Origin of the sequence: Sporosarcina sp. Marseille-Q4063, from assembly GCF_018309085.1 — a bacterium.
Lineage (GTDB): Bacteria > Bacillota > Bacilli > Bacillales_A > Planococcaceae > Sporosarcina.
The window spans coordinates 2,583,716-2,604,100 of record NZ_CP070502.1 but is presented as its reverse complement, the minus strand read 5'-3'; the positions used below and the strand labels follow the sequence as shown (position 1 = coordinate 2,604,100).

At 40.9% G+C, this 20,385-nt stretch carries 24 protein-coding genes; 8 read left to right on the top strand and 16 right to left on the bottom strand.

Going from position 1 to position 20,385, the window contains the following annotated elements:
• Complete coding sequence (locus tag JSQ81_RS13525; protein WP_212604548.1) at positions 1-966, bottom strand: ABC transporter permease; 966 nt, start codon at positions 964-966, stop codon at positions 1-3.
• Complete coding sequence (locus JSQ81_RS13520) at positions 956-2,530, bottom strand: ABC transporter substrate-binding protein (protein WP_249336541.1); 1,575 nt, start codon at positions 2,528-2,530, stop codon at positions 956-958. Before JSQ81_RS13520 ends, JSQ81_RS13525 begins: the two co-directional genes overlap by 11 nt.
• A gap of 172 nt (positions 2,531-2,702) precedes the next feature.
• Between JSQ81_RS13520 and JSQ81_RS13515 the strand changes: the two genes are divergently transcribed.
• Positions 2,703-2,849 (top strand): hypothetical protein, encoded by a 147-nt coding sequence (locus JSQ81_RS13515; RefSeq protein WP_212604547.1) that lies wholly within the window; start codon positions 2,703-2,705, stop codon positions 2,847-2,849.
• A 71-nt stretch (positions 2,850-2,920) separates the two neighbouring features.
• On the opposite strand, the gene tatC is transcribed toward JSQ81_RS13515, so the two are convergent.
• Genes tatC through JSQ81_RS13495 form a run of 4 tightly spaced genes read right to left on the bottom strand, consistent with a single transcriptional unit; the run spans position 2,921 to position 6,511 of the window.
• A complete protein-coding gene (gene tatC / locus JSQ81_RS13510; protein WP_212604546.1) occupies positions 2,921-3,787 on the bottom strand; it encodes a twin-arginine translocase subunit TatC in 867 nt (288 codons plus the stop codon).
• Positions 3,788-3,799: 12 nt separating this feature from the next.
• Positions 3,800-4,000: a twin-arginine translocase TatA/TatE family subunit gene (gene tatA, locus JSQ81_RS13505; protein WP_212604545.1), complete on the bottom strand. Its 201-nt coding sequence runs from the start codon at positions 3,998-4,000 to the stop codon at positions 3,800-3,802.
• A 27-nt stretch (positions 4,001-4,027) separates the two neighbouring features.
• Positions 4,028-5,740, bottom strand: coding sequence for a GMC family oxidoreductase (locus tag JSQ81_RS13500; RefSeq protein WP_212604544.1), 1,713 nt, complete (start codon positions 5,738-5,740; stop codon positions 4,028-4,030).
• Positions 5,741-5,755: 15 nt separating this feature from the next.
• Complete coding sequence (locus JSQ81_RS13495; RefSeq protein WP_212604543.1) at positions 5,756-6,511, bottom strand: gluconate 2-dehydrogenase subunit 3 family protein; 756 nt, start codon at positions 6,509-6,511, stop codon at positions 5,756-5,758.
• A 153-nt stretch (positions 6,512-6,664) separates the two neighbouring features.
• Between JSQ81_RS13495 and JSQ81_RS13490 the strand changes: the two genes are divergently transcribed.
• The gene (locus JSQ81_RS13490; protein WP_212604542.1) at positions 6,665-7,681 is read left to right on the top strand and encodes a PQQ-dependent sugar dehydrogenase; all 1,017 of its coding nucleotides are present in this window, start codon (positions 6,665-6,667) and stop codon (positions 7,679-7,681) included.
• Between the two features lie 50 nt (positions 7,682-7,731).
• On the opposite strand, the gene JSQ81_RS13485 is transcribed toward JSQ81_RS13490, so the two are convergent.
• On the bottom strand, positions 7,732-8,163 hold the full coding sequence (locus JSQ81_RS13485) for a hypothetical protein (RefSeq protein ID WP_212604541.1): 432 nt from the start codon (positions 8,161-8,163) through the stop codon (positions 7,732-7,734).
• A 175-nt stretch (positions 8,164-8,338) separates the two neighbouring features.
• Between JSQ81_RS13485 and JSQ81_RS13480 the strand changes: the two genes are divergently transcribed.
• Positions 8,339-8,530: a CsbD family protein gene (locus JSQ81_RS13480; protein WP_212604540.1), complete on the top strand. Its 192-nt coding sequence runs from the start codon at positions 8,339-8,341 to the stop codon at positions 8,528-8,530.
• A 54-nt stretch (positions 8,531-8,584) separates the two neighbouring features.
• Here the strand turns inward: JSQ81_RS13480 and JSQ81_RS13475 are convergent, their stop codons facing one another.
• Positions 8,585-9,052, bottom strand: a complete 468-nt coding sequence (locus JSQ81_RS13475) for a YflT domain-containing protein (protein WP_212604539.1) — start codon at positions 9,050-9,052, stop codon at positions 8,585-8,587.
• A 130-nt stretch (positions 9,053-9,182) separates the two neighbouring features.
• Between JSQ81_RS13475 and JSQ81_RS13470 the strand changes: the two genes are divergently transcribed.
• Positions 9,183-9,431, top strand: a complete 249-nt coding sequence (locus tag JSQ81_RS13470; protein WP_212604538.1) for a hypothetical protein — start codon at positions 9,183-9,185, stop codon at positions 9,429-9,431.
• Between the two features lie 290 nt (positions 9,432-9,721).
• Here JSQ81_RS13470 and JSQ81_RS13465 read toward each other — a convergent pair whose 3' ends face one another.
• The 4 genes from JSQ81_RS13465 to JSQ81_RS13450 all read right to left on the bottom strand — a co-directional run bounded on the left by JSQ81_RS13465 (position 9,722) and on the right by JSQ81_RS13450 (position 11,982).
• On the bottom strand, positions 9,722-10,015 hold the full coding sequence (locus tag JSQ81_RS13465; protein ID WP_212604537.1) for a hypothetical protein: 294 nt from the start codon (positions 10,013-10,015) through the stop codon (positions 9,722-9,724).
• An 85-nt stretch (positions 10,016-10,100) separates the two neighbouring features.
• A complete protein-coding gene (locus JSQ81_RS13460; protein WP_212604536.1) occupies positions 10,101-10,883 on the bottom strand; it encodes an ABC transporter permease in 783 nt (260 codons plus the stop codon).
• On the bottom strand, positions 10,880-11,785 hold the full coding sequence (locus tag JSQ81_RS13455) for an ABC transporter ATP-binding protein (protein WP_212604535.1): 906 nt from the start codon (positions 11,783-11,785) through the stop codon (positions 10,880-10,882). Before JSQ81_RS13455 ends, JSQ81_RS13460 begins: the two co-directional genes overlap by 4 nt.
• Positions 11,782-11,982, bottom strand: a complete 201-nt coding sequence (locus JSQ81_RS13450; protein WP_212604534.1) for a PLDc N-terminal domain-containing protein — start codon at positions 11,980-11,982, stop codon at positions 11,782-11,784. The genes JSQ81_RS13455 and JSQ81_RS13450 overlap by 4 nt, the downstream gene beginning before the upstream one ends.
• Before the next feature lie 267 nt (positions 11,983-12,249).
• On the opposite strand from JSQ81_RS13450, the gene JSQ81_RS13445 reads away from it, so the two are divergent.
• Both JSQ81_RS13445 and JSQ81_RS13440 read left to right on the top strand, forming a co-directional pair.
• Complete coding sequence (locus JSQ81_RS13445) at positions 12,250-13,161, top strand: EamA family transporter (protein ID WP_212604533.1); 912 nt, start codon at positions 12,250-12,252, stop codon at positions 13,159-13,161.
• The gene (locus tag JSQ81_RS13440) at positions 13,148-13,708 is read left to right on the top strand and encodes a GNAT family N-acetyltransferase (protein ID WP_212604532.1); all 561 of its coding nucleotides are present in this window, start codon (positions 13,148-13,150) and stop codon (positions 13,706-13,708) included. The genes JSQ81_RS13445 and JSQ81_RS13440 overlap by 14 nt, the downstream gene beginning before the upstream one ends.
• A 40-nt stretch (positions 13,709-13,748) precedes the next feature.
• Here the strand turns inward: JSQ81_RS13440 and JSQ81_RS13435 are convergent, their stop codons facing one another.
• Positions 13,749-14,300 carry an NADPH-dependent FMN reductase gene (locus tag JSQ81_RS13435; RefSeq protein ID WP_212604531.1) on the bottom strand — a complete coding sequence of 184 codons (552 nt, stop codon included), beginning with the start codon at positions 14,298-14,300 and terminating at the stop codon, positions 13,749-13,751.
• A gap of 158 nt (positions 14,301-14,458) precedes the next feature.
• Here JSQ81_RS13435 and JSQ81_RS13430 point away from each other — a divergent pair, with 158 nt between their 5' ends.
• Positions 14,459-14,992 (top strand): RNA polymerase sigma factor, encoded by a 534-nt coding sequence (locus JSQ81_RS13430; protein WP_212604530.1) that lies wholly within the window; start codon positions 14,459-14,461, stop codon positions 14,990-14,992.
• Positions 14,989-15,735, top strand: coding sequence for a hypothetical protein (locus JSQ81_RS13425; RefSeq protein WP_212604529.1), 747 nt, complete (start codon positions 14,989-14,991; stop codon positions 15,733-15,735). Before JSQ81_RS13430 ends, JSQ81_RS13425 begins: the two co-directional genes overlap by 4 nt.
• 118 nt (positions 15,736-15,853) lie before the next feature.
• Here the strand turns inward: JSQ81_RS13425 and JSQ81_RS13420 are convergent, their stop codons facing one another.
• The 3 genes from JSQ81_RS13420 to JSQ81_RS13410 all read right to left on the bottom strand — a co-directional run bounded on the left by JSQ81_RS13420 (position 15,854) and on the right by JSQ81_RS13410 (position 20,193).
• The gene (locus JSQ81_RS13420) at positions 15,854-17,950 is read right to left on the bottom strand and encodes an SA1320 family protein (protein WP_212604528.1); all 2,097 of its coding nucleotides are present in this window, start codon (positions 17,948-17,950) and stop codon (positions 15,854-15,856) included.
• 9 nt (positions 17,951-17,959) lie between these two features.
• Positions 17,960-18,952: a DUF1672 family protein gene (locus JSQ81_RS13415; protein WP_212604527.1), complete on the bottom strand. Its 993-nt coding sequence runs from the start codon at positions 18,950-18,952 to the stop codon at positions 17,960-17,962.
• Between the two features lie 248 nt (positions 18,953-19,200).
• On the bottom strand, positions 19,201-20,193 hold the full coding sequence (locus tag JSQ81_RS13410; protein ID WP_212604526.1) for a DUF1672 family protein: 993 nt from the start codon (positions 20,191-20,193) through the stop codon (positions 19,201-19,203).
• Positions 20,194-20,385: the final 192 nt, after the last annotated feature.

Genomic DNA, 20,385 nt, shown 5'->3' with positions numbered 1-20,385 from the left:
CTATACGCCCCCTTTTCTCAGCTTGGGGTTCAATGAATACATAATTAAATCAATGATAAAAAGACTGACAACAACGAGCAAGCCGATAAAAATAATGCCACCCATCAGAAGCGGAAAATCTTTCGTTACAACTGATTTAACCGTTAACTGCCCGAGTCCATTCCATGAAAAAAGAGATTCAACGATAATCGAGCCGCCAAAGAATGAAGGAATCGTCATTCCGATATAATTCAAATACGGGAATGATGCATTGCGTAAAATTCCTTTTCGGATTTCCCGCTCCGCTACCCCGTTGGCACGCGCAACAGTCACATAATATTTCCGACTTTCTTCTTTAATGTTTTCTTGAAGAAAACGTGCGTAAATGCCGACATGAGTGATGATAATGACGGTCGCCGGTAAAATGAGATAGCGCAGTTTATCCCAAAAACCGCCTTCCCCGCCAATATCTCCAGTTCCCGATGACGGAAGCACGCCAAGTTTAACTGCAAAAAATGAAATAAATAAAATACCTAGCCAAAAAGCAGGAATTGAAGATGTTGCGATGCTTGCTGTTGATAGGCCTCTATCCCAAATAGATCCTGCTTTCATGCCCGCTATCGTTCCGATCCAAATTGAGCCGGCAATGATGAAAAACATCGTCACGCTGAAAAGCAGCAATGTATTCGGCAGCCTTTCCATGAGAATGGTTGTGACAGGTCGTCCTTCTTTATAGGAAATTCCTAAATTTCCTTTTAATGTTTCTATAAGCCACGAGCCATACTGTGCAGTAACAGGTCGGTCAAGCGAAAAAACACGGCTGATTCGTTCCTTTTCAGCCGCGTTCAATGTTTGTGCATTGCCGCCGTAAAACGCTGTCGCAGGGTCACCTGGCGCCGCATGCATGATAAAAAAAGAAAGGAAGCTGACGACGAGGAGAACCCCCACCCCCATCATCATCCGCTTCCCGATCCATTTAACGGTCATTCCACGACCACTCCTCGACATTCCAAAGGAAACCTGAACCATGATGGCCAAGAACCCGTTCTTTCACGCCGCTTATATTTTTATTCATGCCGTAAACCGCATTTACATAGGCGATGAAGTCAAACGGCGGATCTTCCGCAAGTTCTTCTTGAAACTCCATATATAATTTCTGTCGATTTTCGGGATTTATCTCCAAACGACCGTGTTCTAGGAGTGTATCGACTTTTGGATTTGAATAATTTCCGTAGTTATAACCTGTGCCCGTCAAACTCGACTCCTCCGAGTGGAATAAAATATGCGTGTGATGATCGGCATCATATGGGCTTCCCCAGCCAATCATAAAAGCATCTGTATCTTCAATTGTGATGGCACTCCAATCGAGCGCAGCGACTTTCACATCCGCGCCGATTTTCTTAAATCCTTCCGCGACATAGTTTGCCACGTTCACGCGTACTGAATCCGATGCCGGCGAAGTAATCGTAAACGTCAACTTTTCGCTGTCTTTGTAACGGAAACCGTCACTCGATTCTTTCCAACCCGCTTCGTCTAACAGCTGTTTTGCTTTTTCGACATTATATTCGTATTTCTCAATATCCTCATTTTTAAAGGCATGCTTTTGAAGTGGTGAATAGGCTTCAGTACCGAAACCTTTTAAAATGCCGTTGACGATTTTGGTACGGTCTGTCGCATAACTGAATGCACGCCTTACATTTGCATCTTTCCAAAGATCTTTGTTCATATTAAATAAAACAGCACGGTAATCGGCGGAATCGACATTGTAAATCTTAAGACTTTCCACCTTTTCCATTTCTGCGACTTGAACAGGATCTAACAACGCGATATCAACTTCGCCTGATTTCAACTGCAATGCCCGAACATTACTATCTGGAATAAACTTGAATATCACCTTTTCAATCGAAGGTTTTGTACCATGGAAATTATGATAGGCTTCCAACGTCAAACTGTTTCCACGGTCCCAATTGTCGAACTTATATGGACCCGCGCCAATAGGATGGCTATTAAATTCGGCCGTTCGCATATCCTTCCCCTCGAATGCATGCTTCGGAAGAATCGGAACCGTCAGCTTATCCAAAATCGGCGTGAATTGGTGTTTTAGTGTTAATTCGAGTTCATAATCATCTAATTTTGTTATCGAATCAACCTCAGTGAAATCTGACTTCAAAAATGATGCATTCTTGTCGTCCAAAATGCTTTCAATTGTGAAAATCACATCTTCAGCGGTAAGTTCCCTACCGTCATGAAACTCGATGCCTTTTTTTAATTTAATCGTATATGTTAAACCATCATCTGATATATTGACCGAATCCGCGATATCTGTATCGGGCTCATTTTTTTCATTAAAGCGCATTAATCCCCGAAATAGGAGTGCATCGAGATTCGTCTCTTCAAGAATCGGATTCAATCCATCGAATTCGGATTCAGATGCATAGACCAGTCTATTTTCATTTGTTTTAGGACGATTCTCGCCTTTACTCCCGCAACTTGATAATACTAATAAAATCACAATAAAGATTGTGAATAAGTTCAATTTATTTTTAAACATAAAGTCCTCCCGAAATACAATTCCGTATCTATACTAATTATAATCTTCCCATGCACTCGATGTCTATGAGTTCGCAACTCTCCGCAGGATTTTAATCTCACTCAGAATAAGATTGTCCAAATAGGGAAAAATAATCGTTGATCGAAACTATAGTGAATGAGGAGGAATATATGTGAATGGAAAATGGGCTCTTACAGCGCTCGGTGCCGGTGCGGCATACTTGATGAGAAACAAGAACGCACGAGATAAGCTGATGAAACAAGTGGAATCGTTCACGGGCATGTCTATGAAATCGAACAAAAACTCAAGTTCTTCATAAAACATAGCCAATACCTCTGACCATTTTTCGATCAACAAAGAAATCGGCATCCCATAAGCGGATGCCGATTTTCAATTTTCAACTGGAGTTGTAGTTCGTTGCTCGGAACGACTCACGATATAGATGCTGATTTCATAAAGGAGCGCCATTGGAATGAGCACAATCAATTGGCTGATGAAATCAGGCGGCGTGATGAGCGCCGAAATAATAGCCAACGATAAATACGACCATTTCCGAACCTTTTTCATCGACTCCGCGGTTAACAATCCAATTGTCGCTAAAAACATCGCAACGATGGGCAACTCGAATAATAAACCCAATGGCACCGTCGTCATCAGAAGAAAACTAGCGTATTCCTGGGCAGAAACCATGACATTGAAGTTCATCGCACCTAAAGAAACCAAGAAATTATAGCTGAGCGGATTCACAATAAAGTAACCAAACGCAATTCCGCTCAAAAAGAGTAAAAACATAATTGGTGAATATAAACTTAAGAATTGGCTTTCGCGTTCATTCAATCCTGGCTTCACAAATTGCCACAGGAAATGGCATAAAAACGGCAAGGCAAGGCCGACTGCAAGCGCAGTGGAAATCGACATGTAAAACTTGACCACTTCCAACGGGCCTAAAACAATTAACTCATGACCACGCGTCACATAAGGAAACCAAAGATTAATGGTCACAAAGACGACGATAAAAAAAAGCAAAAAAGTGAGTATGCTTTTAATTAACTGCTTTCTTAAATCGCTGAGATGATCAACGAGAGAAGAATTACTCTCTGGACTGCCCTTATCATTAGCTTCGGCATTGTTGTTCTCTGTATTTTCTACTGCTTGCAGCTTCTTTTCTGGTGTTTTCTCTGATACTTCCTGGTTTTCGATTGTTGGTTTATCCAGCGGGCTCATTATTTCACGATTATGATCTCCATATGGGTCCATAAAATCACCTGCTTATCCTTGATCCGGTTTCTTTGGTTCCTTCAATGCTGTTTCGTCGTCATCAATTATATCTCTTGCTGATTTTTTGAATTCAGACAGCGTTTTTCCAACTGCAGAACCAACTTCAGGCAATTTTCTCGGCCCGAATAAAATCAGCACAATCACCAAAATAATGATTAAACCCGGGACGCCAATAGCTGCTATTCCTCCCATTAGATAAGCCTCCTCTCAACTTCATACTTAAACAAGCAAACCGCCATCTTTACTGTATTTAATAATTCCTTCCGCAGCCCGATACGCAAGCGCACCGACAGTTCCGGTCGGATTATAACCACCGTTATGGGGGAAGTTCCCGGCGCCAACCACAAACAAATTATCGACTTCCCAATGTTGCAAGTAATTGTTAACAACACTATCATCGGGACTTGCGCCCATAATTGTTCCCCCCGTATTATGTGTCGTTTGGTACGGAACTATGTCGTAATCTGAAAGCGGATTTCCTGGCACAGTCGTCTTCGCGCCCATCTCTTCCATTATCGTTTTCGCTTTTTCCGTTAAATACTTGTGTAAATTACGATCTTGTTCGGTAAAGTTATACGTCAATTGCAGCAACGGCACGCCGTACACATCTTTATAATCTGGGTCAAGCGACAAGAAGTTTTCCTTGTGCGGGATTGACGCGCCTTGCCCTCCTATACTAAGTGTTCTTGAATAATTATAAATTGACGCTTTCTTAAATTCCGGTCCCCATGCAGGCGTATCTGGCGGGACTGGGTTTGTCTGAATAGGACGGACACCCGGCTGGGTAATTGAAATACTCGCCCCGTGTATGAAATCTAACTCACTGTGATCGTAGTTGTCTCCGTTGAGATCATCAATTGTCATACCAAGCGAACCCGCTCCCATGAAGACATTCATCTGTTCTTCGAAAAAACCTGTCGCACCTGGAAGGATTTGATAAGCATAGTTTTTGCCGAGTAATCCCCTTCCCGTGTCGGGATCATACATTTCACCGATGCCGGATACCATGAGAAGCTTGGCATTGTTCATGACATAACTTGTTAACACAACCACTTCTGCGGGTTGTATGAATTCTTCTCCTGTTTGCGTGTCAATATAGCGGACACCTGTTGCTTTGCCACCTTCCTTCAACACCTCTACGACATTCCCGTGAAAGCGAACTTGATAATTCCCAGTTTTTAATGCCGTTGGAATGACTGTAATCTCCGCAGATGTTTTCGCTCCGTATTCACAGCCGAACCGCTCGCAAAAACCGCAATATTGACAAGCGGCAATTGTTTGACCGTCGGGATTCTCATAAGTTTCCGACAAGTTAGCAGAAGGCAGCATGAACGGGGTATAACCCAGATTGCTCGTCGCCTTCTCGAACTTCCTTAAGATTGGCGTCTTTATCATCGGTGGCGTCGGAAAATCATTTTTTCGCTTCCCCGCAAACGGGTTTTTGTCTTCTCCTGATATGCCGGCTGTTTTTTCAAATTTATCGAAGTAAGGCTCCAACTCGTCATATGTAATGCCCCAGTCTTGAAGAAGATAATCGGACGTTAGCTTGTCTTTTCCGTACTTTTTCTCCGTCAAAGTTTTAATTTCAAAATCATACGGCAGGAAACGCCAAGTATGCCCATTCCAATGGGTTCCAGCTCCACCGAGTCCTTCTCCTAGAAGGAAAGAACCCATTTGGCGCATCGGTAGCGCCCGCATCTTCCGGTTATTCCTGAATGTAATCGTTTCTTTTGATAAATCTTGCATTAATTCGTAACGGATTGCGTAGCGATACTCATCGTGAACCATTAAATAATCTGCCGTACCTCTTTCTTTTCCGCGCTCAATTCCAATGACTTTCATCCCGGCTTTCGCACACTCCGCGCCGATAATTCCGCCCAACCATCCAACACCTACAGTCACTACATCCACTTTATCTAAGGTCTTTGCCATTCGCGTTATCCCTCCTTAATGTTCCATGCTGCTAATCGATTTCGGTTCAATTTTCATGTACGCTTCATTTTCAATTTCCTTTATATAGGCCATCTGATGACCCGGAAATCCCTTCATGCGCCAACCATCCATATTAATATTGCCATTATAGATCGGGTCTGCGTACGCTCCTTCAAGCGTGGCTTGTCTCAGTAATTTAAAGTAAAACCCTGAAGCTCCCCCTTTCATTTCAACTTCATTCTTTTGAAACGCAGTCAGTATTTCGTCCATCTGATTTCCTTCAAGGGCAGAAAATCCTGTATCGAATCGTTTTTTAGCTTCCTCATCCATTTTAGCCAGACCTTGCCTGAAAATTTCTGCACGGGTTAGCCTACTTTGGTATCCTTGCGTTGATTCGCCAGCAAAAAACGGCCCTTTCATATATTCTTTCGCATTGCTACCGTAATTACCGGCTAATTGGTTGTCGATGAAGTATGGAACGCCCAGTCCGATTGCCCCCGGTCCCAAATCATCTTCCGGAAAAATTCGCTCGACCGCTTCAGATAATACATTGAACTCATTTGCATTCGTAAAGAACATTCGACCTCGAAATACGTCGCCGACATGCTCCCCACCACCCGCTTCATTTTTTCCGGTTCCTGCGACATTCCCTTTCGTGACATTATGGGTGATAAGACTTCCAAGCACTCCTCCGCCTACTAATGCACCAGTAGCAATCCCGGTCGTCTTAAGAAAATCACGTCTCGATAATCCATTATTTTCTTTGGACATTCTTCATTCTCCTTCGCTAAAATTTCTCTTATAAATAAAGCATGCCAATTTTTACCCTTTTTCATACAATCAGGGGTTTATTCGAACTGAAATTAACCCAGAATATTTGGTGTATAATAGAATGAGTATTAGGAATTCCGAAGGGGGGACGACATGAGAAAGTACGTCTTATTATTGTTACTTATTATAATGGGAGGATGTTCCGAATCGGTTACAACCCAAGACGTGGAAAGTACAGTGTTTCCCGAAAAGGTTGCAACAAATCTTGAAGTCCCGTGGTCGATTGCAAAGAATGGCGATACCTTTTTCATTTCAGAACGAGGCGGCACAATCGTAAAAATTACGCCTGATGGCAATCAAATTCGAGAAAACGTGAAGTTGGATGAACCTTTATCGACCGCTTCCGAAGCAGGTCTTCTGGGGTTTGTTTTAAAAGAGGATTTCGTACAATCAAGTGAGGCTTATGCTTATTACGTCTATGATGTCAATGGTTCGCCTGTGAATCGCATTATTAGCCTTCAATATGACGGTTCTTCTTGGAGTGAAAAAGAAATACTTCTGGACGGGGTTTCTTCTGGTTCTGTTCATCACGGAGGTCGTTTAGCAATTTCTCCTGATGGCATTCTTTTTGCCACGATTGGGGACGGGGCTAATCCAGAAGCTGCGCAAGATTTGGACTCATTGAACGGTAAAATTTTGAGATACGGTGAAGATAGTAAATTTCATATTTATACGTACGGACATCGAAATCCACAAGGACTTGCATGGGATCCTCAAGGTGCAATGTACGCATCTGAACATGGGCAATCTGCAAATGATGAAATTAATATTATTATTGAAGGGAATAATTATGGATGGCCTATCATTGAAGGTGTTGAAACTGCAGAAGGCATGGAAACGCCTATTTTAACTTCCGGTTCCGATGACACCTGGGCACCATCAGGAATGGCTTTCCACAAAAACCTTTTATATGTGACGTCGCTTCGCGGTCAAGAAATACTTGTCATCGATCCCGAAAGTCATCAAATTATTGACACGATTAAAGGTTTTGGCCGCGTTCGTGATGTTTTTTCGGACGGCAAATCTTTGTATTTTATATCGAATAATACCGATGGACGCGGAAATCCTTCGAATGACGATGATGTCTTGTATCAGTTAATAATAAAATAACAATTAAAAAAAGGCAGTCCGATATGGATTACCTTTTTTCATATTTGTTCCTATAGTGAACTGCTTCTAATTCTTTCATATAGATCATTTTCAAATCCGAGGATTGGCATTCGATCATCTTTAATTTCAATAGCAGTATACGGAATTTCAATTATGTATTCTGATTTACCATATGGGCGAACCGGCAATTTGTCTTTAACAAATGGATTGTTTGTTACGAGCGAAACCATTCCAGTGCTATTACTGTAGCCTTCTACCGCAAAACGGTGCCCTTTTACCATTGTATACGGAAAGATTTCATAAGCATCCTCCAACTCGTCAACGGCAATTTTCTTAATGAGTATATTTTCATCATTCCGCATTTTTATGAAGCCGTTTGTCAAGTCACGGGGATCCTTAGACTTTAAATAATACTGGCCTTGATATGAGGCAAGTTCATATTCCTTGCTGTCTGATAGGGCGAAGCGTCCTTTTTTTATCACGATAACCCCTCCCATATTTTTCATATCCTTGTTTATAAGTATACATAGGAAGCAGGATAAAAGATACATTCATTTTGTTTCATTTTTCAATTAACTTATTGGGTACTTTTCCCCATTGTTTACCCTATTTTAGATGCGGGTATAGAAAGAACACATTACAAAGGAGGGCTTTTCAATGACAGACAAAGGATTTTCCGACAAATTAAAAGGTGCAGGGAATAAAGCCAAGGGCGAAGTAAAAGACGAATTTGGTCAAGCGACGGATAACGCAAAGCTACAAGCTGAAGGTAAATTCGACAAAGCTAAAGGTGAAGTGCAAGAAAAAGTTGGAGAAACAAAAGATAAGTTCTCTAATCGAGACCGTTAAGAACAGTGAAAAAGCTATTTCTCAATGAGAAATAGCTTTTTCTTTTTACCTATTTTACAGATTTTCTGTTTTCATGCGGGGAGTCGTTCCATCACTATGCAGTAATTGTTCGTTTCCTGAACCATCATGTACTTCACCACTGGAGCTAATGTCAGCACTACTATCTGCCTCGGTTGGGTCATCCCCAAAAGTAGTATCAACAAACATGGCAATCCCTCCATTTTCAACTTCATCAAAATAATGCTTTGATTCTTGATCTGAAAACCCCATTGAATTGAAAGCATTGAAAACTGGTTCTTCTATTCCCAAAAACTCATTAAAACCTTTTCTCCAATCCTCGCCGTAAGAACCATTTAAATTCATCTTAGTCTGACCATCAAGCATTGCAATATTATCCTGTTCGCGTGAAAATACATGGATATTTTCTTCTTCATAGCCATTCGCTTTCATTTCCATTAGTTTATAAAGGACTGTGTCGATTGAATGGAATATACCGATAAACTTCCTATCTGACGTTGACATAATGACTCCTCCTATATATATTCTTAACATTATTTTACCCTTTAAAAATCCTTTAAAAACATGTTGCGTGTAATGAATGTTTAGCCTCGCCCATTCCCGTGAATCATATAAGTAAGGAGGATGACTTGTTATGACGAAAAAGAAACCCTTTACTGAACGTGACCGCGAAGACGCAGATGGTCCATTCATGGACAATCCAGAGCGCATTAAAACAGATAAAGTAAGCCTTCACGATATGCACGAGGATATGAAGTTCGTTGACCCGATTCCATTAGAGGATGCACGGATGGAGTGGCAAGAGGAAGAAGTTCACCGAGATACGAAAAGTAATTCTTCTAGCGAAGAAATGTCACCCGGATCTGAAAAGGCCGATAGCTAATAAACTAAAGCGCAAGGCGCCCGTCTAGCCCCGACAGGCATAAGCAAGCGTGCGACGCAGCGATCTTTGCTAGGGAAGAATGTAGTTCAATTCTTCTTTAGGGAAGAATGCAGTTCAATTCTTCTTTATAGCACGATTGCTTATGACCCGAGGGGCTGGCGCCTGGAGCTGGATGTGAAATCTCTATGTTAAAAGATATACACAGTAAAAAACTCTATAATATGCTAAACAACAAAAAAACTACAACCCTTTTTGAACTAAGGGTTGTAGTTTTCTTATTGGCAAAGGCTTTAAAATAGATGAACAAAACTAAAGTTCGAAAATAGCCCGGATGATGCTCCCAGAATAAGCATCAGGATAACAAAGAGAATCCATAACACCAACACGATCCCAAGAATAATTAAATACGCGCGCGCAAAGTTCCGCCGCTCACTCATCGCATCAAAAGCCCATATGAATAGCATAATAAGATTGACAAGTGGAATGGCTAGTAATATGAATGTAATAATCCAACTTCCTATAGACATTTGCGGTGCAATTTGCTTTGACCCACGTGTATTGTTTACCTGCTCGACTGCTTCCATAACCTACACCCCCAATCAAGTAAACTGACGTTCCTTTCACAACCATAACAACCCAAGGTTAAGAATAGGTATAGATTACAATACTTTAGACTGTTGTTTTGGCTGAATTCCGTTTGGACATCATGACGCCTATAAATATTAAGATTAAAACAGCAATAGCAGCAACACAAATACTCCACCAAAACCCTGCCGTATCCGTGCTTCCAACAAATACCTCAGATGCGTATTGTGGCAACTTCCACGGCGATATTGTCCAATATGCCCCGATAAGCGAATCTACAAGTTGAAAAACAATCGTCAATAACAACGAAAGTGTTGCTGCAACACCTGTAGAAAATGTAGCGCTGAATGCCAAAACCACTGTAACAACGAAAATAATCCATAGACTATACACTGCAATAAACCTAATAACTTCGCCGGCATTTACGCTGTTGAACAAAATAGAGATATAATACCATGCGGCAAAAAATCCTAACCACACACTAGCTAGTACGATACCATTTATTACAACCCATTTACTTAAAAAATAGGCGCGAAATGAGATTGGTCGAACGTAAAGAAGTGTAGCGGTTCCAGTCTTTCGCTCGCCTGAAATCGCCCCCATAAAAGCGAGGACAATGACTAAAATACCTATGAATTGATATTGTCCCAGCAGCGACATAAAGATTTCTTCACCGCTGTATTCCGGCCATAGAAATTCGGATCCTTCTGGCATATTGCCAACACTTTTCATAATTTCAGGCAAATAGTGATTTGTTATCGGTTCGATGATCCCGAAAATAATAAAAACGAGTGGAATCCATAATACCTTAAAGTTTCTCGTCTGCTCTTTCCATTCTTTTTGCAGCAGTGTCAAAAATCCAGTCATGATTGAATCACCGCCACTTCCATGAAAATCTCCTCGAGGCTTGCTGTTTGTCGTTCCACTTTCTGAATTGAGAAACCTTCATTATGAAGCAATGCTAAAACAGCCGGCATTTCAACTTTTTCAACTACCGTGTCAATTGTTATCGTTTGGCCTATTATAGTTAATTCCCATGGGACGAGTGCTTTAAAGCGATTGACATCCTCTGGTTTTTCGAATTCAATGAGGATCCGCGGTTTCGCATAGCGATTGCGCACATCTTCGAGTGATCCTTGTTCAACAAGTGTTCCTTGGCGTAAAAACAGAAGTTGGTCCGTCATTTCTTCCGCGTCGTTTAGTATATGTGTGGAATACAGAATTGTTGTTTCCGCTTGCAGTTCCTTTAATAGATTCATCACTTGGCGACGACCGACCGGATCCAAAGCCGAAACGGGTTCATCCAGTAATAAAAGTTTTGGTTTATGAACAATTGCTTGCGCAAGGCCGAGCCTTTGTTTCATCCCGCCCGAAAAGGCGCTTGTTTTCTTTTTCATTTCATCTCCGAGTCCTACAAATTCCAACGTCTTCCGTGCTTCCTGAGTCGCTTTTTTCGTCTCTACCCCACTCAATCGCGCCGCCATTTCCGTAAATTCCAGTGCCGATAACCATGGAAAGAACTTCGGATATTGTGGTAAAAACCCGATAATTTCACGAATATCCGATTGTTTATTTTTATTCAAAGCGATGGTTCCTTTTGTTGGTGAAACTAACCCCGCAAGCATGGATAATGTCGTCGTCTTCCCCGCCCCATTCGGACCGATAAGCGCTGTTGAAGTGTGTTCATCTAAAGTAAATGAAATATTGTCCGCGGCTGTTTCCTGACCATACGATTTCGTTAAGTCTTTCACTTCAAGTAAAATACTCAATCATTTTTCCTCCCGAAGACGAAGTAGATAATCGAGCCAATTATATTCCCTAGAATGATAATAAAAATCCACATCATATACGGTCCATTTGTACGCTTATTCCGAATGACATCAATTAACGCGATAACCTGAAGGATAACCTGGAGCACGAGTATCGGAAGAATCAAGTTCCATGGAACATCAACAAGCTCTGACATAATATCAAACCCTTTCTTTCACTATTTTATGACTCTACTAACCTATACTTCTCTCTTTTAAACATACCACAGCTGTTCTATATAGTATATAACAAAGTTGTGTTTTTTATTATAAAGTTTACAACTATTTTTCACCCGATTTTTTCCATCGTATCATCAGGTGTCTATTAAAGGCTGGGGAGGTAAATAATAAGTTTCGAAACATCCAGTAAGTCATTATTTGTCATTCATGGTATACTGTCATGATGGAACAGGAGGTTTTTTCAGATGAAACAATGGATGTATCCGTTCATGATCGTCTTTGCGGCGAGCTGTTACGGTATTCTTTCAACAATTATAAAGCTAGCTATTCATGATGGATTTACGGCATCTGAGGCAGTAACAAGTCAATACTTTACGGGTTTTGCTTTAGCAGCCCTGATCTATATAGTAGTAAATCGATCGATTCCTAAATTTGGCGGTGGCATGACGTTAGTTCTGGCGGGATTATTTACCGCGACGACTGGGACCGTTTACGGACAAGCCGTCACGTATATGCCCGCATCAATCGCTGTTGTCATGCTCTTTCAATTTACATGGATTGGCATGTTATTGGATTGCATCGTGAGTCGACGTTTACCCAAAAGAATCGAGGTTATCTCGCTCATTCTCCTTTTCGGTGGAACGATTTTTGCAGCAGGCGTTATCGGTACAGATATTAGCGGGATTCCATGGCAAGGTTGGGCATGGGGGATGGCATCTGCCGTGAGTTTTTCACTATTCGTTTTGATCAATCAAAAACAAGTGAAAGGGATGGACACGGCAACACGTTTATTGTTCACGTCATTTTTTGCGGCAGTCGCAATCTTTTTCTTCCAATCCCCTGAAATTGTTTGGAATGGAATGCTATTTGGCAGTGGACTCTGGATTTACGGTTTGATTTTAGGCGTATTCGGAATCGTAATTCCCATTTACTTGTTCTCAATCGCAGTACCTAAAGTGGGAACAGCCGCCGCATCGATATTGAGCGCAGCAGAACTTCCGGTTGCGGTTACGGTTTCTGTTCTGTTATTGAGAGAATCCCTAAGTTTTCTCCAAGTGATCGGGATTTTCATTATTCTTATCGGAATGACTTTACCCACATATATTCAGCAGCGCAAAAGTAATAAAATCGTAGGTGAACGAAATGTCAGTCATTAGAAAGGCAGTCCCGTCTGATGCAGAAAAAGTTGTTCCGCTCGTCATCGATGCAATCGGCGATATTGCTGAGCGCATGACCGGTGAAAAAGAACCCTTGGAGATTGAACGAAGCTTATGTGAATTATTTAGACTGGATGATAATCCACATTCCTATTTATATACGTATGTTGCAGAAATCGACGGCGAGGTCGCGGGAACTATGGTCTTGTATTCAGGAGAGATTGCATCGCAACTCGATAAGAACTTGAGTAACTGGCTTAGTGAAAAAGGTGCTGAGGTTTCCGAGATTGACCCTGAGTCACTTCCTGATGAACTATATATTAATACGATTTGCGTTGATCCAGATTTTCGTGGAAAAGGGATTGGTTCACAATTACTCGCGTTTGCTGAAGGTGTTGCCAAGGAAGCAAACATTTCAAAAGTATCGTTGAATGTAGAAACAGAAAAAGATGCAGCTATCCGACTTTATAAGCGAAGCGGCTATGAAATCGTCTCGCCTTGGACGATTATCGGTGAACCGTTTCATCATATGGTGAAAATAGTCTAATGAAAAACCCACACAAATTGATGTGTGGGTTTTTTGCTTCTCATTCCTCTTTATCACTTAGTTCTCTCACAAAACCAACAAACCGCTCCATCACTTCATCCAAAAACTCTAATGTTACTTCATGTTTGAGTTTACCGTTTTCAAATTTTTTATTAGCAAACCCAATCAGGATTTCATTGCCAGCGGGTGGTAGCGTGATGGCTTGGATGCTTAATAGAACCTGCCTTAAATGCAATTGTGCTCGAACGGTTCCGAGCCCGCCTTTAGTGACCCCCATCGGAATCACCGGCTTGCCTGCGATCGGCTTTTCCATTCTGGCTAACCATTCCAACGCATTTTTTAAAACACCTGGCGTCGACCAATTGTATTCAGGTGTACTAATAAGCACCGCATCCGCTTTTGTGATTGCCTTCTTAAATTGTTCAACTTCCCTGGGCGGCGCGACTTCAGTGTCTTCATTGTAATAAGGCAGAATTCCAATGTCCGCAATATCAAGATCAAAAAGCGTGCTATATCTTTCTTTAATCGTCTTCACCAACTGCATATTGAATGAATCTTTTCGAAGGCTTCCGACTAGTGCTACAATCTTCATAACCAATCTCCTCTTTCACCCTAATTTATTAACAGTATGTACAATAATTCAGTCGCGTAGTAAAAATAATATTGATTCCCGAAAACTTTTCAGGCTTTCCGAGGGTATATATAGTAAGAGCAACAAAGTTCCGTTGTTCCGAAAGGAGTGCGTGTCGCATGGAAAAAGACGAATGGATTATCATGATAAAAAAAGGCGACAAGGAATCATTCCGCCATTTTTATAACGCTTATTCGGAGTCTGCCATCCGTACAGCCACCGCCATTACACGTAATCGAGAAATGGCAAAAGATGCTGTACAGGAGACTTTCATACGCGTCTATCGTCAAATCAGCAGCTATAATTCGGATTTGCCATTCGATCCGTGGTTTTATCGAATATTGACCAATGAATGCCTGCGGTTATTGAAGAAAGAGGTGCCTCTTTCAAAATTCGCTCCTGATTTAGAAAATGATCCGTCATTATCGGAAGAATCCTTTGATCAGCTATCCGATTTATACGCCACAATCCAATTGCTAGATGATGCGCACCGAATCCCGCTCATTTTAAAATATGTAAAAGGATTCAGTGAAAAAGAAATTGCAGCAATAATTTCGTTGAATCAAAACACAGTAAAATCACGGTTGTTTAAAGGTAGGAAACGACTGAAAGAACAGTTGAACCCAACCGGAAAGGAGGATTCGGTACAATGAGCGATTTCGACAAGCGAATAAAAGATGAACTCCATAAACGAACTACAGAAGAATCCCAAGGTTTGAAGGATGAAATATGGAATGGTCTCGAGCAAGAATTATTTAAAGAAGAAAGAGGAGACGTGAGGAAAATGAAAAAGAAAGGGCGTATTATTTCAGTGATCGGCGTCATTGCAGCCGGCCTGCTGATCGCATTGAGTTTACAAACCGATACGGGCAGCGCATTTATTAAAAGCGTAAAAGATATGTTTGCACCCGAAAAAGAAATTACACAAGGGATTGAAGGACAAGACGAAGAAACCGAGGTCCATTTGAATGAAGGAAAAAATTCCGAGTACATTATCTATGTCGATGAAACCCGCTATAAAATGATGAAAGGCGAAGACTCGGATGTCATTACGACAATCGAGCCCCTACCGGAAAAATACCCGGAAGTGAAAATGGAAATTACGCAAGTGGCGAATGAAAAACCAGAAGATCTTGTAAAGAAAATCGAAGCAGAATTGAAAGTAGATTTTCCAGAACTACGTGAAATTGAAAATGTAACCGAACCGGTCGAAGGCTATTTGCTCCACGGCATAAACGGCAGTGAATGGGACTCGAATGTTGTACATCTATACGTCATCAGTAACGGAAATGAAGGAAGCTACGTTATTAGAGAAGATTATTTCCTCGAAGCCGCCGAAGGTCACGGTGCTAGGTTCCACTATATGCTTGAGAGTTTTGAGATTGTAGGTGAATAATATTGGAACGGTGCGTAAGCCAGAGCGGTTTTACGCACTTTTTTGGATCTGTAACCATTTGAGAATGGATATCTTTAACCGCCTATGAGCAACCCGTTATACCTTGGTATTCTCTGTTCTAGATTGTTCCTCGAGTTGTCTGCTCTTTAAGTAATCTCATATTATCTTTTACTTGTTGGGAGAGTTCTTGTAAGGAGGTTATTGACTTAGCTTTATGAGTAGACAGCTGGCTCACTATATCTTCAAATAACATATCCATATCATCGAACAGAGACACAGCTGCAGTATTATAAAGATGAACGTTGTGAAATGCAGATTTATCAAAAATTGCACTGTCGATGTAAGGTTTTAGGCTATGAATAACCTGCGGTAGCCTACCATCAAGTCGCGTTACGCCAATTCGTAAACTATTAACGAGTTCAAGAAGTTCATCGATTGGTTGTAGCGAATAATTAACCATATCACGAACTCTATCATCGAAGTCTGTAAACAGACCAATTACTATCCCGGGCACCGTCCAATTGAATCCAATTGATACTGCACCCCGAACTGTTTTCACGGCAGATTCAAGAAGTAGCTCGATCGAGATTAAGATTCCTTTTAATAGCTGGAGTAATGGTTTCACTAAAGTATTCGCGGCAGCTTGAAGCGCACCATAGCCCGCATTTACTTGTCTTTCCTTCATTCGCAGTGTCAGCACGAGATAGGGTGAGTCTTTTAAAAGATAGTCTTTAGTCGCTTGACCAGTATTTACTGACGTATCTGGTATGCGTTGATTTCGGATTGCATCGGCCACACTCTCATCTTTCTCCTTAAATGCACTAGCCGTTTTACCAACTTGCTTTTGGTATTGGTTAATGTGTTGTTCCAATAAACCTTTATTACCATCCACAATATCGAAATGAGCCTGCATTTCCCTGACGACTGCATCTAGCCACATTTCTGTGCCGCCTTTAAAAAGTTTCACTAGTTCACGTCGCACCAGACGATCAAGACCCGCTGACACATCCTCAACCTTGTCTTTAAAATCTCTTAATTGTCTTCGTACCGATTCAAAAATACTTGCAACATCGACATTCGTTCTCGTAATAAACTCCATGAGTTGTGCCGGTGGAGAATTTAGGATGAAATTCAAAGATTCGCAACGTCGCTCTACTACATAGGTTTGGGCAATCATATAATCTATTTCCATATTAATTACAGAACTTGGGGTAGTTATCCCTTTAAAGACAGTGTTGCCAACCTCTCCTTCAATCATTATTTTGAATAGGTCCTGTAACTTATTCACCCGGTTTGTGTATTGACTACTTTCATGATCCACAATTTCAATGGAACTTTTCAAATATCCATGAGCACGCTTAACACGTGAGTGGATTTCATCTTGAATTCCATTCGCTAACTGTTTCAGACTCTCGACATTGATATCGACGGGTTCACTGTCACCGTAATATAAAGGAACACCAGTCCAAACTGAAGTCATAATATGGGACCCCGCATCGATGTAGATTTTCCCAGCACCTGGTTCCCCTTCCGGAATAATCTCATAGTATTGTTCATTGATACCTTTTTTACGATAACCAGTATGGTTCGTGTCAAGCGTCTTAAAGCCAGGAATTCCATTATTAATCCCAAAGTGATGACCTGGAATTCGATTACCGTATCCTAACGCTTTCATACCACGTGTTAATACGTCATACTGGCTCATGTAATTCGTCATATTATCATAAGTTGCATTCGGATCTACCACACCCGACGGTAATGGAGCGGGATTTAATGTAACTGCTTTTACCTCCGGACGTTCTACCGCAACATAATTCGCTACTCCGCCGCCTAATGAGTTCCCGCTTATGGAACTAATCGGACCGAATTTCCCCACCATTTCGTCGAAATACATAAGTCCCTTTTCCAATTGGGCGGGGGGTGTATCTCTGAGTAGTTTAAGGTCCGTCTTAATATCCTCAATACTTTGGGGATCCGTTCCTACATAGACAATGGTATAGTCTCCGGTGTTCGCATTTTTTACGGTAAATGCATCTAACCCAGTTTCAATATCCGTAACTACATTCATTACCTCGAATTCTTTTCCATTAACAATAATAATGCCAACGAGGGTCTCCGATTTATAAGCATGAAAACCCGCAAGTTCTATCAGCTCAATATCATTCACATGTTGGCTTTCTAACATGGCCTTTTTTCCGCTTTTTATGTTCAGCACCACCTCACCTCATTCTTTAATTATTAAATCGGGAATTCCTCGATCAAGCGAGTTTTCTTTATCACCTCTTCCCGATTTTTTATCGACAAAGTTATCATGTAGGATAATAGCATATTTCGCACGAGGTAACCCTTTCATTTTTTCAATATCAAACTTAATCTTGTCAATCAACTCCTCGTCAGGTTCTACGCCTTCCTTGGACATAAACAGATCAATCGCGACACTAAATCTCTCTGGCTCATAGGATAAATCTTTGGCTATAGATTTCCATTCTGTTTTCGTACGATTAGGATTTTCAAGATATTCATCGAGCAAACTCTGAAACGATGAGGGAAATGCATTAAGACGATAATAAGGTGTCGCATATTTATCCGCACCAACATTCGCTAAAGCCTCCACTTTTCTTCCCGAAAGTTGATATTCTTTCGCAAGTTCATCTAAATATTTGTCCAACACAGCAAATCCCTCGTCATTAATCATCGCAAGTAAACCCGTAATGATTGACATCTCAATTTCACCTTCCAAAGACCAAACGTCATCAGTCATAACCGTCTCATTCTTTACATCAACTGGAATAATCGCCAACGTATAAAAATGGGGTTCCCCGACTGATTCCACAAAAACGGAAGCTGCATCAGTAGTTCCGACGATGTTATGAACTTTAATGTCAGTCTTGTAGTTTTCTTTAAAAAACTTCTTAACAGCCTGTTCCACTTCATCTCTATGGCTTTCCGCAATGGCATCCGTGCCGTTATCGGGGGCTAATGTAAATCCTTCACCAATGTATTCTTGAACAGGTACATAATTCTCTTTTCTATATGCTTCCCCAACTTTTTTTAGCCTTTCCTTTTCTTTTTCCGAAATTTTAATTTCCTTTGCGCCGTTTTTTCCGTCAACGAACTCATAATCTTGTTCCTCTTCTGCGGAATTCAAAATCGAACAACCCCCTAGTATCACTGAAGTGCTAAGCATTAATGCAGCAAGTCCTTTTAAATGGCTCATAAAAATCCTCCAATGGATTATTCTTTACTTACTATATTAGTACAAATGGATAGTATTAGCATTTATTCAACGGAAAATCACTACTAAATATGCAAAGCAGGTAGAATAGTCGGACAGCTAGAGGCGAGGAGTAAATCTTTATAACTAGCGAGGTTATTTAAATGGGGGTGAGTATTTACAAATGAAATAGACTTAGAATTAACCATTCTACACCGGACGGTAATGGAGACTTCATTGCCCCCCTCCTCCTATTCACCAATAATTATGTCGGGGTTATCCCAATCAAGTGAATTGTCTTTGTCTCCTCTGCCTGATGTTTTATCTACAAAATTATCATGTAAATAAATCACATATTCCGCATGAGGCAAGCCATTCATTGCTATAATGTCAGACGCAATCCTATTTATCAACTCATCACTTGGGTCAATATCTTTTTCCGGCATAAACAAATCAATCGCAACGCTTATTTCATCCGGATTATACGAAAAATCTTTGGCTAAAGATTTCCACCCTTCTAGCGCACGATTTGGATTTTCAAAATACGCATCAAGTAGATCTTGGAATGGATCAATACTTGAATTTAAACGATAATATGGCGTCGCATGTTTATTTGCCCCGACATTCGCTAATGCCTCTATTCTTTTCCCCGCAATTAAGTTTTCATTTGCAAGCTTCTCCAAATAACCATCCAACACAGCAAACTCCTCGTCATTAATCATCGCAAGTAAACCCGTAATGATTGACATCTCAATTTCACCTTCCAAAGACCAAACCCCATCGGTCTCCACCGTCTCATTCTTTACATCAACTGGAATAATCGCCAACGTATAAAAATGGGGTTCTCCAACTGATTCCACAAATACGGAGGCTGCATCTGTAGTTCCGACGATGTTATGAACTTTGATGTCTGTCTTATAGGTTTCTTTAAAAAACTTCTCAACGGCCTGTTCCACTTCATCTTTATGACTTTCCGCAATCGCATCCGTGCCGTTATCGGGTGCTAATGTAAATCCTTCACCAATGTATTCCTGAACAGGTACATAATTCTCTTCTTGATATGCTTCTCCAACTTTTTTTAGCCTTTCCTTTTCTTTTTCCGAAATTTTAATTTCCTTTGCGCCGTTTTTCCCGTCAACGAACTCATAATCTTGTTCCTCTTCTGCGGAATTCAAAATTGAACAACCCCCTAGTATCACTGAAGTGCAAAGCGTCAATACCGCAAGTCCTTTTAAATGGCTCATAAAATATCCTCCAATGGATTATTCTTTACTTACTATATTAGTATAAATGGATAGTATTAGCCTTGGAATTACACATTCTAGGCATTGTCATAAGTACAGGAGAAGTAATATTTGAATCTAACGCATCATCTCATTTATCTAAAATCTTTTTCTTTTGGTTTTCGCACTCTAACACCTCGAAAATTTATTTTT